This is a genomic window from Pseudomonas endophytica, from assembly GCF_001411475.1.
Taxonomy (GTDB): domain Bacteria; phylum Pseudomonadota; class Gammaproteobacteria; order Pseudomonadales; family Pseudomonadaceae; genus Aquipseudomonas; species Aquipseudomonas endophytica.
In genome coordinates, this window is record NZ_LLWH01000113.1 from 35,772 (window position 1) to 48,247 (window position 12,476).

General features: G+C 55.8%; 11 protein-coding genes and 1 riboswitch. Of the genes, 5 read left to right on the forward strand and 6 right to left on the reverse strand.

The window, feature by feature from the left end; translation table 11 throughout:
- Window positions 1-185: 185 nt before the first annotated feature.
- Both AQS70_RS09285 and AQS70_RS09290 read left to right on the forward strand, forming a co-directional pair.
- A complete protein-coding gene (locus tag AQS70_RS09285; RefSeq protein WP_055102519.1) occupies window positions 186-737 on the forward strand; it encodes a cytochrome b in 552 nt (183 codons plus the stop codon).
- A 32-nt stretch (window positions 738-769) separates the two neighbouring features.
- Complete coding sequence (locus AQS70_RS09290) at window positions 770-1,348, forward strand: YceI family protein (RefSeq protein WP_055102520.1); 579 nt, start codon at window positions 770-772, stop codon at window positions 1,346-1,348.
- A gap of 302 nt (window positions 1,349-1,650) precedes the next feature.
- Here the strand turns inward: AQS70_RS09290 and AQS70_RS09295 are convergent, their stop codons facing one another.
- The 3 genes from AQS70_RS09295 to ahcY all read right to left on the reverse strand — a co-directional run bounded on the left by AQS70_RS09295 (window position 1,651) and on the right by ahcY (window position 6,154).
- Complete coding sequence (locus tag AQS70_RS09295) at window positions 1,651-3,504, reverse strand: RNA helicase RhlE2 (protein WP_055102521.1); 1,854 nt, start codon at window positions 3,502-3,504, stop codon at window positions 1,651-1,653.
- A gap of 323 nt (window positions 3,505-3,827) precedes the next feature.
- Complete coding sequence (metF, locus tag AQS70_RS09300) at window positions 3,828-4,673, reverse strand: methylenetetrahydrofolate reductase [NAD(P)H] (protein ID WP_055102522.1); 846 nt, start codon at window positions 4,671-4,673, stop codon at window positions 3,828-3,830.
- A 71-nt stretch (window positions 4,674-4,744) separates the two neighbouring features.
- Window positions 4,745-6,154, reverse strand: a complete 1,410-nt coding sequence (ahcY, locus tag AQS70_RS09305) for an adenosylhomocysteinase (protein ID WP_055102523.1) — start codon at window positions 6,152-6,154, stop codon at window positions 4,745-4,747.
- Between the two features lie 22 nt (window positions 6,155-6,176).
- Window positions 6,177-6,282, reverse strand: a riboswitch (S-adenosyl-L-homocysteine riboswitch).
- A gap of 198 nt (window positions 6,283-6,480) precedes the next feature.
- On the opposite strand from ahcY, the gene AQS70_RS09310 reads away from it, so the two are divergent.
- A complete protein-coding gene (locus tag AQS70_RS09310; protein ID WP_055102524.1) occupies window positions 6,481-6,882 on the forward strand; it encodes an acyl-CoA thioesterase in 402 nt (133 codons plus the stop codon).
- 67 nt (window positions 6,883-6,949) lie between these two features.
- On the forward strand, window positions 6,950-7,804 hold the full coding sequence (locus tag AQS70_RS09315; RefSeq protein WP_055102525.1) for a formate/nitrite transporter family protein: 855 nt from the start codon (window positions 6,950-6,952) through the stop codon (window positions 7,802-7,804).
- A 191-nt stretch (window positions 7,805-7,995) separates the two neighbouring features.
- On the opposite strand, the gene trhA is transcribed toward AQS70_RS09315, so the two are convergent.
- The 3 genes from trhA to AQS70_RS09335 form a co-directional block, all read right to left on the reverse strand.
- A complete protein-coding gene (gene trhA / locus AQS70_RS09320) occupies window positions 7,996-8,613 on the reverse strand; it encodes a PAQR family membrane homeostasis protein TrhA (protein WP_055102526.1) in 618 nt (205 codons plus the stop codon).
- A gap of 856 nt (window positions 8,614-9,469) precedes the next feature.
- Window positions 9,470-10,882 carry a PAAR domain-containing protein gene (locus AQS70_RS09330; RefSeq protein WP_055102528.1) on the reverse strand — a complete coding sequence of 471 codons (1,413 nt, stop codon included), beginning with the start codon at window positions 10,880-10,882 and terminating at the stop codon, window positions 9,470-9,472.
- A 173-nt stretch (window positions 10,883-11,055) separates the two neighbouring features.
- Entirely contained in the window at window positions 11,056-11,289 is a 234-nt protein-coding gene (locus AQS70_RS09335; RefSeq protein ID WP_156355080.1) for a hypothetical protein, read from the reverse strand.
- Between the two features lie 51 nt (window positions 11,290-11,340).
- Here AQS70_RS09335 and glyA point away from each other — a divergent pair.
- On the forward strand, window positions 11,341-12,476 hold a 1,136-nt coding region (glyA, locus tag AQS70_RS09340), incomplete at its 3' end, for a serine hydroxymethyltransferase (protein WP_055102530.1).

Consider the following 12,476-nt stretch of genomic DNA (forward strand, 5'->3'; position numbering starts at 1 on the left):
TTATCGTGTATACATTCGGGACACAGTTCGGCACAAAACACTTCGTGCGGCTATTGTTAACGCTTGCTTAATGCTCCACACACAGTCTAAGCATCGTATTTGTCGATGGTTTGCAGCAAAAAAATGCGCTTTCATTCGATAGATAAACCATTAGTCTTATCGTCAATTCCCACAGGATGTTGGCAATGCAGCTACGTAACTCATCTTCCCGCTATGGTGCGGTTAGCATTTTCCTGCACTGGTCGGTAGCTCTGGCCGTGTTTGGGTTGTTTGCGTTGGGCTTGTGGATGGTAGGTCTTGACTACTATGACCCTTGGCGCAAAGAAGCGCCCGACCTGCATAAAAGCATCGGTCTGACGCTGCTAGCGGTCATGGTGATCCGCCTGGTCTGGCGGTTTATTAGCCCCCCTCCACCTGCGCTCGCAAGCTATAGTCCTGCCACCCGTGTCGGCGCCAAGTTTGGTCATTTTTTTCTGTACCTGAGCTTGTTTGCCCTCATGACCGCGGGGTATTTGATCTCTACAGCCGAGGGCGTTGGTATTCCTGTCTTCGGTCTGTTTGAAGTACCGGCACTGATATCCAGCCTGCCCGATCAGGCTGATGTTGCCGGCGTTGTGCACCTATGGCTGGCTTGGACTGTGGTGATCTTCGCTGTTTTGCATGGTCTAGCCGCCTTTAAACACCACTTTATTGATCGTGATGTGACCTTGACTCGTATGCTGGGTCGCAAAGCCTGATGCTCAACCTCAATTCAAAAGGAATAGAACGCATGTTGAAAAAGACGCTCGCCGCTTTGGCACTTGGGACTGCTCTGCTGACCGCCGGTCAAGCAATGGCTGCGGATTACACGATCGACAAAGAAGGCCAACACGCCTTCATCGACTGGAAAATCAGCCACCTGGGTTACAGCTTCATTCATGGCACGTTCAAAGACTGGAAAGGTACTTTCTCGTGGGACGCGGCCAAGCCTGCGGACAGCAAAATTGACGTGACTCTGGTGACCGCCAGCCTGTACTCCAACCACGCCGAACGTGACAAGCACATCGCCAGCAAAGACTTCCTGGACGTGTCCAAATACCCTGAAGCGACCTTCAAGTCGACCAAGGTTGTGGCCACCGGTGACAAGACCGCTGACGTGACTGGCGACCTGACGCTGCACGGCGTGACTAAGCCTGTGACCTTCAAGGCCACATTCAACGGCGAAGGCAAAGACCCTTGGGGCGGTGAACGCGCTGGCTTCAACGCAACTACCACGCTGAACCTGAGCGACTTCGGCATCAAAGGCCCAGGCCCAACTTCCCAGACGCTGGACTTGGACATCTCGCTCGAAGGCGTGAAAGCTAAGTAATAGCGCTTTTATACGGCTAAAAAAACGCCCCGGCTTGTGAGAGCCGGGGCGTTTTTTTAGGCAAAAATATGACTTGCGCATGCCCCGTAGGAGCTGCCGAAGGCTGCGATCTTTAGATTTTAGGGCGGCCCGGTAGATCAAAAGCTCGCAGCCTTCGTTCCTCGGCAGCTCCTACGGAGGCTATTGTTCATGCTTAGGCAAAAATATAACTTTGCGCATGTTTGTAGGCGCTACCGGGGGGTGCGACTTTTAAAACTCGCAGCCTTCGGCAGCTCCTACTGTGAACCCCACTGTCATAAAGCTCAGCGGTTGCGCGTCAACAGTGCAGGCTTCTCACCGCGAGGGCGGTTCGGCAGTTGATCCAGCTGCTCCGGGGTCAAAAAGCGATCGCTTTTGGACTCCTTGTGCATGATTTTCGGCTGGTTCTCACGTTGGCCTTTAACCGCAGGCTCTTGGCGCGCAGCATCACGCGGCGGGCGGCTGTCACGACGGGCTTGGCCGTCACGAGGGGCACCACTGCGTGGGCCGCTGCGCTTGGCTGGCGGGGTGCCCGTGCTTGCACCGGTGCCAGTACGTGGGGTGTTTTGACGACCACCCGAACGGTTGGTAGCCCCTGCACCTTGCGCGGGAGCACCCGGACGACGGTCGCGGCCTTGGTTGTTTTTGTTTTGGTACGGGCTGACGTAATCAGCGCGGTTACCAAAGTTGTCCACATCATCATCACGGAACTCGTCTGGCGCACGGTTGGCGTCAGGACGCGGGATAGATTGACGCGGCTCACGAGCAGGTTGCCCCTCACGTGGTTTGCGCTCACGTACCGGGCGCTCACTGCGTGCAGCGGCTGGCTTTTCTTTGCTCTTTTCTTTGCCCTTGTCTTTGCCTTTGTCTTTACGACCTCCGCCACCGCCCGGATTACCGGGGCCATCACCACGCGGGCCGCGTGGCGGATTGCGTGGGTTACGCACGTCCGGACGCTCGCGCACTTCTGGTTTTTCGGCTTCTACAGCGCTGGCGTCAAACCCCATCAGATCGCCATCAGCGATTTTCTGCTTGGTCATGCGCTCAATGCTTTTCAGCAGTTTTTCTTCGTCCGGCGCGACCAGCGAGATCGCTTCGCCCGAACGACCGGCACGGCCAGTACGACCGATACGGTGAACGTAGTCTTCATCGACGTTAGGCAGTTCGAAGTTGACAACATGTGGCAACTGGTCGATGTCCAGACCGCGGGCCGCAATATCGGTGGCTACCAAGATCCGCACTGAACCGGCTTTGAAGTCGGCAAGGGCTTTGGTTCGGGCGTTTTGACTCTTGTTACCGTGGATCGCCACAGCGCTGAGGCCATGTTTATCCAAGTATTCTGCCAAGCGGTTAGCGCCGTGCTTGGTGCGGGTGAAGACCAGTACCTGCTCCCACGCGCCAGCGGTGATCAAGTGGGCCAACAACGCACGCTTGTGCGTCGCAGGCAGGCGGAAAACGCGCTGTTCGATGCGCTCAACCGTGGTGTTTGGCGGCGTGACTTCAATACGCTCAGGGTTGCGTAACAGTTTGCCGGCCAAGTCGGTGATGTCCTTGGAGAACGTCGCCGAAAACAGCAGGTTTTGACGCTTGGCGGGCAGACGGGCGAGGACTTTTTTCACGTCGTGGACAAAGCCCATGTCGAGCATCCGGTCAGCTTCATCAAGCACCAGAATTTCAACGTGGGATAGGTCAACACTGCCTTGACCACACAGATCGAGCAGACGACCTGGGCATGCCACCAGCACGTCAACACCACGGGACATGGCTTGAACCTGTGGGTTCATGCCTACGCCGCCGAAGATGCAAGCACTGACAAACTTCAAATCGCGCGCATAAAGCTTGAAGCTCTCGTGCACCTGAGCGGCGAGTTCACGGGTCGGGGTCAGGACCAACACGCGAGGTTGGCGTGGGCCGTGACGCTGGGATTTGTCCGGATGGCCGTTGGGAAACAACTTTTCCAGAATTGGAAGAGCGAAACCACCGGTTTTACCCGTACCTGTCTGAGCCGCAACCATCAAATCGCGACCTTGCAACACGGCGGGAATAGCCCGCTGTTGCACCGGAGTAGGCTCGGTATAGCCCGCATCTTCAATTGCACGGACTAAAGCCTCGGAGAGACCGAGGGAAGCAAAGGACATGAGTAATCCTGTTTTAAGTTAGGGCGTGGCCCAAAGGGATAGTCTTGCCGGGCGTGAATGGCGTTTAAGGGGACGCAATCCCGTCCGGTCCTGCTCCAGTCCAGAAGGCTTATCAACAGCGCTCGCGCTGGCTGAAAGCTGCGCAGTAACGGGGTTGAATGCCGGGTACTAGGACGAGCGGCCGGGCGTAAGCCTGGCGGAAAGCCCGGAGTATAACAGAGCAATCACGGCGCGCCGATTTCATGCTGCTCAACGGTTTTGTTCCGTTGTAGGCCACAACACCTCAAACCGCTACCGCAGGCTGCGGCAGCGGCCACACAGTTTTACCGTGGCAGCTTCAAGTTGTTCCAGATTGCCAAGCTCGGCTCAGACTGGTTCAAGGTGTAGAAGTGCAGGCCAGGCGCGCCGCCATCCAGCAAACGCTCACACATTTCGCTGATAACTTGCTCACCAAAGGCCTGAATGCTCTGCACATCATCACCGTAAGCTTCCAATTGCTTACGAATCCAACGTGGGATTTCTGCACCACACGCATCAGAAAAACGCGCCAGCTTGCTGTAGTTAGTGATCGGCATGATGCCCGGCACGATTGGAATCGTTACGCCTGCGGCTTCAACGCGTTCCACGAAACGCAAGTAACTGTCGGCGTTGAAGAAGTACTGGGTGATCGCGCTGTTGGCGCCAGCATTGGCTTTGCGCACGAAGTTGGCGATGTCGTCTTCGAAATTGCGGGCCTGAGGGTGCATCTCTGGGTACGCCGCCACTTCGATGTGGAAGTGATCGCCGGTTTCTTCGCGAATAAAGCTCACCAAGTCGTTGGCGTAGCGCAACTCGCCACTGGCCATCCCCATACCCGAAGGCAGGTCGCCACGCAGCGCGACAATACGTTTGATGCCTGCTGCTTTGTACTGAGCCAGAAGGCCGCGCAAATCGTCTTTGCTGTCACCGACGCACGACAAATGCGGAGCCGCAGGGATCTTGGCTTCGCTCTCTAACTGCAACACAGTGTTGATCGTGCGGTCGCGAGTCGAGCCACCGGCACCATAGGTGCAAGAGAAAAAATCCGGGTTAAAGGTCGCCAGATGGCGAGCCGTGTTCATCAGTTTTTCATGCCCAGCATCGGTCTTGGTCGGGAAGAACTCGAAGCTGTAACGACGGTCTTGGGACATGGTCAAATCCTTGGCAATACAAGAGCCGAATACAAGTCCGCTCCCAAAAGGGAGCGGGCAAGAGGGTCTAATCAGTAACGATACGCTTCAGGTTTGAACGGGCCTTCGACGGTCACGCCGATGTAGTCGGCCTGCTGCGGGGTCAGTTGAGTGACCACGCCACCGAAGCCGCGAACCATTTCTAAGGCCACTTCTTCGTCCAGTTTCTTCGGCAGTACTTCAACGGTCAGACGCTCAGCTTGTTGCGCGGCTGGCAAGTCAGCGTACTTCTGCTCGAACAGGAAGATCTGCGCCAGCACTTGGTTGGCAAACGAGCCGTCCATGATACGGCTTGGGTGACCTGTGGCGTTACCCAAGTTCACCAGACGGCCTTCAGCCAGCAGGATCAGGTAGTCGTCGTTCTGTGGGTCGAACTCGCCAGCGCCCGTACGGTGAATTTTGTGCACTTGTGGCTTAACTTCTTCCCATGCCCAGTTTTTGCGCATGAAAGCGGTGTCGATTTCGTTGTCAAAGTGACCGATGTTGCACACTACAGCGCGTTTTTTCAGCGCAGCGAGCATGTTTTTGTCGCACACGTTGACGTTACCGGTGGTGGTCACGATCAGGTCGATTTTGCCCAACAGAGCGGTGTCGATGCTGGCTTCGGTGCCGTCGTTTTGACCGTTGATAAACGGCGAAACCACTTCAAAGCCGTCCATGCAGGCTTGCATGGCGCAGATCGGGTCAACTTCGGAAACCTTAACGATCATGCCTTCCTGACGCAGGGACTGAGCCGAGCCTTTGCCCACGTCGCCGTAGCCAATGACCAGCGCTTGTTTACCGGACAGCAGGTGGTCAGTACCACGCTTGATGGCATCGTTCAGGCTGTGACGGCAGCCGTACTTGTTGTCGTTTTTGCTTTTGGTGACCGAGTCGTTCACGTTGATTGCCGGGATCATCAGCTCGCCTTTGGCCAGCATGTCCAGCAAGCGGTGTACGCCTGTGGTGGTTTCTTCGGTCACGCCGTGGATCTTTTTCAGCATGGCCGGGTATTTCTTGTGCAGCAGCTCGGTCAAGTCGCCGCCATCGTCCAAGATCATATTGGCGTCCCAAGGCTCGCCATCTTTGAGGATGGTTTGCTCAAGGCACCATTCGTACTCTTCTTCTGTCTCGCCTTTCCAAGCAAAAACCGGGATGCCAGCAGCAGCGATAGCGGCAGCGGCTTGATCCTGAGTCGAGAAAATATTGCACGACGACCAACGCACTTCGGCACCCAGGGCAACCAGGGTTTCGATCAGTACGGCAGTCTGGATAGTCATGTGAATGCAGCCCAGAATCTTCGCGCCCTTGAGCGGTTGTTCAGCGGCATACTTACGGCGCAGGCCCATCAATGCTGGCATTTCGGACTCAGCGATGAAGGTTTCACGACGGCCCCACGGGGCGAGGGACATGTCAGCGACTTTGTAGTCGGTAAAACCTGCAGGCGTGTTTACAGCGCTCATTAAGAGCCTCCATTCGTTTAATCGCGAATGGGCGCCGTTGTGCGTTTAATGCTTGCTCAGGGACCCTGAACAAACAACGCCCCATCCGAGCCTGACAGGTTGAACCTGCTGCAGCGCCCCTCGGACAGGTGGCGGGAAAACGGTACTGGGTGAACATGACCGTTTTTAAAGCGAGGGAGATTATAGCCATCCACGCCGTGGTTCCCAAGGCTTAATCCAAGGCTTTTTTAATTGTTTAATCGAGACCATAGTCCAAGGTTAATAGAGCTAGGCGCTAAGGTCTGACATCATGGCAGGCCTCTAAGGCAAGACGGTCAGGAGTGAATATGAATTTCCACACCCGCAAATGGGTTAAACCCGAAGACCTCAACCCCAATGGCACCTTATTCGGGGGCAGCCTGCTGCGCTGGATCGACGAAGAAGCCGCGATCTACGCCATTGTTCAACTGGGCAACCAGCGCGTCGTCACTAAATACATCTCAGAAATCAACTTTGTCAGCGCCTCGCGCCAAGGCGACATCATCGAACTGGGGATCACAGCCACTGAATTTGGTCGCACCTCGATCACCCTGACCTGTGAAGTGCGCAATAAGATCACCCGCAAAAGCATTCTGACGGTCGACAAAATGGTCTTCGTCAACTTGGGTGAAGACGGCTTGCCAGCCGCCCATGGCCGCACTGAAATCAAGTACGTTAAAGACCAGTTTGACGATCAGCAAAACGGCTAACTCTTTTCAGTGAACAGCTTCTGATCGGGCGTGTCGTACGCTATACACACCCTCGGTCATGAAGCTCATGGACACTGAAAACAGCGGTAAAACCCCCAATCTGTCGGCGGATGAAGAGCACGACATCAACAAACATCAACCACCGCGCGCCGCTGTCTTGCACGAAATCATCCGCCAGCAAGGCGATCAGGAGCTAGAGCGCAGCATCGCCGCACTTTTTTGGTCCGCGCTGGCCGCTGGCTTGACCATGGGCTTGTCGTTGATGGGCATGGGTTTGCTCACTTCAAGGCTGCCCAGCGAGGAAACGTTTAAGGTCATCACAAGCTTTGGTTATTGCGCGGGTTTCTTGGCGGTTATTCTAGCTCGCCAGCAGTTGTTCACTGAAAACACCCTGACGGCGGTATTGCCGATCATGAGCAAACCCACCGTAAAAAACGTCGGTCGGTTGCTCAGGCTGTGGGGCGTGGTATTGGTGGGTAATCTTGTGGGCACCTTGCTGGTGGCCTACGTCATGCTGCATTTGCCGATATTCGACACCCCGACCGACGAGGCTTTCCTCGAAATCGGACGCAAGGTGATGGAGAACGACGCCAGTCAAATGTTCGCCAAAGGCATCGTCTCGGGCTGGATGATTGCAACCATGGTCTGGATGATCCCGTCGATGGAGAGCGCCAAGATGTGGATCATCATCCTCATCACCTACCTCATGGCACTGGGCGACTTCACCCATATCGTAGTCGGCTCCGCTGAAGTGTCTTACCTGGTGTTTGCTGGCGAGTTGTCATGGCATGACTTCTGGATGATCTTTGCCGGCCCGACACTGGCCGGCAATATCATCGGTGGCAGTTGTATCTTCGCCCTGATCAGCCACGCTCAAATTCGCAGTGACACCAACTATCCGCCTAAAAAAACTAACGGCTGATGCAGCGCGACCATCTGCCCGGCCCACAGCGTAGGAGCTGCCGAAGGCTGCGAGCTTTAGATGTTTAAGGTCAAAAGCTCGCAGCCTGCGGCAGCTCCTACGGGGGTTATCGTTCGACGTCGTGACGCGGCTAATGCAGCGCTACCATCGGCCCGCCCCGCAGATCCTACGCGGTTGCTCGTCAGCTTCGTTTAAATCACGTAACGCGCAATGGCAACAAAATGCAGCAGGCTGCCAGCGATCACAAATAAATGCCAAATACCGTGGGCATGTCGCAGACGATGATCAAGGGCAAAAAAGATAATGCCCACGGTATACATCACCCCGCCCGTGGCCAGCCAAACAAAACCGGCGGTGCCGAGCGCCGCCAGCAAAGGCTTGACCGCCACCAGCACAATCCAGCCCATCACCGCGTAGATCACAATCGACAAAATGCGTGCTTCAGAGCGCGGTTTGATCTCTTGCAGCATGCCAATCACCGCCATGCCCCAAACAATCCCGAACAGCGACCAACCCCACGGCCCGTGCAGGGTCACGAGACAAAAGGGGGTGTAACTGCCCGCAATCAGCAAGTAAATCGACAGGTGATCCATCTTCTGCATGATCGCCTTGGGGCGCCCACGCACGCTGTGATACACGGTCGACACGCTGTACAACAGCACCAGCGTCACACCATAAATAGCGGCACTGATAATCTTTTGCGGGCTGCCGTCCAGACAGGCCACGACCAACAACCAAATACTCCCTGCAGCCGCCGCAACAGCCCCTACCAAGTGGGTCCAGGCGTTGAGTTTTTCTCCGTGATACATATGCAACATCCTTAAGAGCCGATCGCACGTCTGTGCCACTGAGTGATTACATAAGGGTCAACGTTGCGACCTTAAAGGGCAAGTCGGTGTTCTTCGAGAACTCCACGCTATCCAAGAGGAATAATCAGCTGGGCTTTAGGTGATTTTTGCTACCTCCAAGAGGGACCCAATCAAATCTCGTTTACCCAAGCTATCTCCTCAAATATAACGGCTGTTCTTCAACGCCTCTTTTATAGCGTCCACGTGGCGGTGGATGCTACCGGCAACTACGAGCAGGCCCCACCCACGCGCAACAAAGATCGCAACCTAGAGATGCCAAGTGTAGATACTGGGTAGTACGAAGAGTTGCATCCAAATGGGTGGCGTAACCCGGGATCTGGCCCGGCGCACCGGCCTTGCTCCAGTGGCGCACCAAGCTACGGCTGGAAATGCCAAGGGCCGTTTTCAATGTGGAGTAGTCGTCTGTCAAGTTATCTAAGCTTCAGTAGTACAGCCACAATCACTAGCCAAGTAGCACAACTCAGAAGCATCACTAATTTGATCTTCAGTAGCCGTTTAAGATGAGTGGGAAAGTTCTCAAGATCGACAGGGTCCAGTTCTCCGATGGTAAGTGATGCCCTCGGCATCATGATCATTTGGGTGATTTTTGCTATCTCCAAGAGGGACCAAATCACCCCCCGCCTCCCCAGACTCGGCCCCCATATATAAATATAACGGCTGTTCTTCAAGGCTTCTTTTATTGCGTCTAGGTGACGGCGACTCAGGTACAGACTAAATGCAAGACTTACAGCTGTTAGCAGACCCCACCCACCCGCAACAAAGATCGCAACCCAAGGATGCCAAGTGTCGATACTGGTCATGGTTGTGCAGCCTGATAAACTTTATCCCCTATATACTCGCCAGCCTGACCACCGACAGTCGTACCCACCCATGCGCCAGTACCTACTAAGGCCGCAACACAGACAACACCACCAATACCTGTCGAAACGCCAAGCGCTAGGCATATCGGTATACCCGCTAATTTGCCTATTTCCCCGCCCACAGCACCACCAAAGGTGGACATTCCAAACTTCCCCCCCTCAGTAAACTTAACCTTCTCACAAGCCGCTCCAGAGTCGCCGTTGCACACCTGCTGGATAGCCAACAACGAGGAGACGCCGCCAATACCAATGCCGATGTACCCACCTGCCTTCATGTACTGGGTCGCACGACTGGTTGCGTCCACGTGGGTGGCGTAACCCGGGATCTGGCCCGGCGCACCGGCCTTGCTCCAGTGGTGCACCAAGCTACGGCTGGAAATGCCAAGGGCCGTTTTCAACTTGGGGTGGTCGCCCAAGGTTGTCTGGCCACGCAAACGAGTGGAGTTCAGCAGGTGTGCATCCAACTGGGCGAGCAGGCTCTGGCGATGGGCGAAGAACTGCGGCGACTTTAGGTGGCCGTGTTGGCGATAGCTTGCTTGATGCAAGCGTTCCATGGCTTGAAGGGTGTCGCGCAAGCTAGTCAGGTGCGTTTCCATCACCACTGCGCTGACGCCAAGCCACGTTGAGGTCTGGCCGGTAAAGCTGGCGATTTCAGCCGCATGGCGCTGTAAAAAATCGGCCTCGCTCGGCGTTAGGGGCTCAAGGGACTTCTTGACGTGTTGAGCGGCCTCCATCAGTTGCGCTTCTTCACGAGTGCACTGAGCGTTATTCGGGTCGCTCAGTACGATCATCGTGCCGGCTTTAACCTCGGCCAGATGCGGGTTGAGCGCCCGAAACTTGCTCATTACAGCCGAATCGCGCAGGGGGAAAAGCGTGGACTCCAGCGCTTCACGGGTCATGCTCTTGGGCGCCACATAAAAGCCCGGCTCCTGGGCCTCTAGGCGGTTGAATGCCGCTGGCGCTGAATGGCTCGAAGGCGTGAAACTGGATTGACGCGACGCTACCGAGGGGTTGGTTACCGTTGAAGAGGCCGGTTGAGCCGTTCTGCGGGCCGCTGGTGGTGCAGACTTTCCGTTTCTATAGGTGGCAGTAAATATCGAGGGAATCAGTCGGGCCCTACAGGGGCAATCGCTGAAGCTATCCAGCGTACCGGCCATTAGCCTGCCATGGCTTTTCATATGCGCAATCCCGCCGACGATCCGATACGTTTTTCCGTCCTGACCACAAGAAACCCGATCACCTGCGCAAGCATGTAGAAGCCCAAAGATGTTGATTCTCTTATCACCATCCAACACCTCACCGCCGCAGGTGGTTTTGTCACCCAAGCCAATGAAATAACCAACACTCATTGATTTTCCTCCCTGTCGGCCTGGTCGAAACCAAGCTGTTTGCGACCGTAAATTGACTGTCAGTGACGACATCATTCGGACAGCGTGACACTGAGCCACCATGCTCAACGATAGCGATAAGTCTGGTGTGTCTCTGCCGATGGCGGCATGTGAAAGGATGTAATCCGCAGGCACTACCCTGAAGCGTTGAGCACCCTCAGCGCGTAGGAATATTCCCAAAGATTTTTATTAATCAGCAGGGGGTTCTCAACGTGTGACTGGATCGCAATCTGCAAAATGCAGCGGGCTTTATCACCGCCTGCGGCAACGGCAGCAGAGATTTGCGTTGGCTTGATGTCGTAAACGCGCCATTGCGTGGCGTGCGTAGGCATTTGATCGGCCAGCGCCAGCTCTACCATCTGGCTCAAAGGGCATAAGCCTCACCGAGACGAATGGCGCGCTGGCGCTGGGAGTACGCAATGTTCAGCAAACACGATCAGATCCAAGGTTATGACGATGCCTTGTTAGCGGCGATCAACGCTGAGGATCAGCGTCAGGAAGATCATATTGAGCTGATTGCTTCCGAGAACTACACCAGCCAACGCGTCATGCAAGCCCAAGGCAGCGGTCTGACTAACAAGTACGCAGAAGGCTACCCCGGCAAGCGTTATTACGGCGGTTGCGAGCATGTGGATAAAGTCGAGCAATTGGCCATCGACCGGGCCAAACAACTGTTCGGCGCCGATTACGCCAACGTGCAACCGCACTCCGGCAGCCAAGCCAATGCGGCCGTTTACTTGGCCCTACTCAATGCCGGTGACACGGTGCTGGGCATGAGCTTGGCCCACGGTGGCCATTTGACCCACGGCGCCAGCGTCAGCTTCTCGGGCAAGTTGTACAACGCGGTGCAGTACGGCATTGACACCGCCACCGGCTTGATCGACTACGACGAGGTGGAACGTCTGGCGGTCGAGCACCAACCCAAGATGATCATTGCCGGCTTTTCGGCTTACTCCAAAACCCTGAACTTTGCGCGTTTCCGTGAGATTGCAGACAAAGTCGGGGCTTACCTATTTGTCGACATGGCCCACGTTGCCGGGTTGGTTGCGGCGGGTCTGTACCCCAATCCGCTGCCTTATGCCGACGTGGTGACTACCACCACCCATAAAACCCTGCGCGGGCCGCGTGGCGGGCTGATTCTGGCCAAGAGCAACGAGGCGCTGGAGAAGAAATTCAATTCCGCGGTATTCCCCGGCGGCCAAGGCGGTCCGTTGATGCACGTGATTGCGGCCAAAGCCGTGTGCTTTAAGGAAGCGCTGGAGCCAGGCTTTAAAACCTATCAGCAGCAGGTCATCGACAATGCCCAAGCGATGGCTGAGGTGTTTATCACACGCGGTTACGACGTGGTGTCGGGCGGTACTGACAACCACCTGTTTTTGGTCAGCCTGATTCGTCAGGGCCTGACCGGCAAAGACGCCGACGCCGCTTTGGGGCGTGCGCACATCACCGTCAATAAAAACGCGGTGCCCAACGACCCGCAATCGCCCTTCGTGACCTCGGGCCTGCGCATCGGCACCCCGGCGGTGACCACGCGTGGTCTCCAAGGGGCGCAATG

What these genes read in the sequence shown, in the direction of transcription:
- metF (WP_055102522.1), bottom strand. Translation starts at nt 4,673, where the DNA reads ATGTCCCAAGACCGTCGTTACAGCTTCGAGTTCTTCCCGACCAAGACC.
- AQS70_RS09330 (WP_055102528.1), bottom strand. Translation starts at nt 10,882, where the DNA reads ATGAGTGTTGGTTATTTCATTGGCTTGGGTGACAAAACCACCTGCGGC.
- AQS70_RS09290 (WP_055102520.1), top strand. Translation starts at nt 770, where the DNA reads ATGTTGAAAAAGACGCTCGCCGCTTTGGCACTTGGGACTGCTCTGCTG.
- AQS70_RS09285 (WP_055102519.1), top strand. Translation starts at nt 186, where the DNA reads ATGCAGCTACGTAACTCATCTTCCCGCTATGGTGCGGTTAGCATTTTC.
- AQS70_RS09315 (WP_055102525.1), top strand. Translation starts at nt 6,950, where the DNA reads ATGGACACTGAAAACAGCGGTAAAACCCCCAATCTGTCGGCGGATGAA.
- AQS70_RS09310 (WP_055102524.1), top strand. Translation starts at nt 6,481, where the DNA reads ATGAATTTCCACACCCGCAAATGGGTTAAACCCGAAGACCTCAACCCC.
- ahcY (WP_055102523.1), bottom strand. Translation starts at nt 6,154, where the DNA reads ATGAGCGCTGTAAACACGCCTGCAGGTTTTACCGACTACAAAGTCGCT.
- AQS70_RS09295 (WP_055102521.1), bottom strand. Translation starts at nt 3,504, where the DNA reads ATGTCCTTTGCTTCCCTCGGTCTCTCCGAGGCTTTAGTCCGTGCAATT.
- trhA (WP_055102526.1), bottom strand. Translation starts at nt 8,613, where the DNA reads ATGTATCACGGAGAAAAACTCAACGCCTGGACCCACTTGGTAGGGGCT.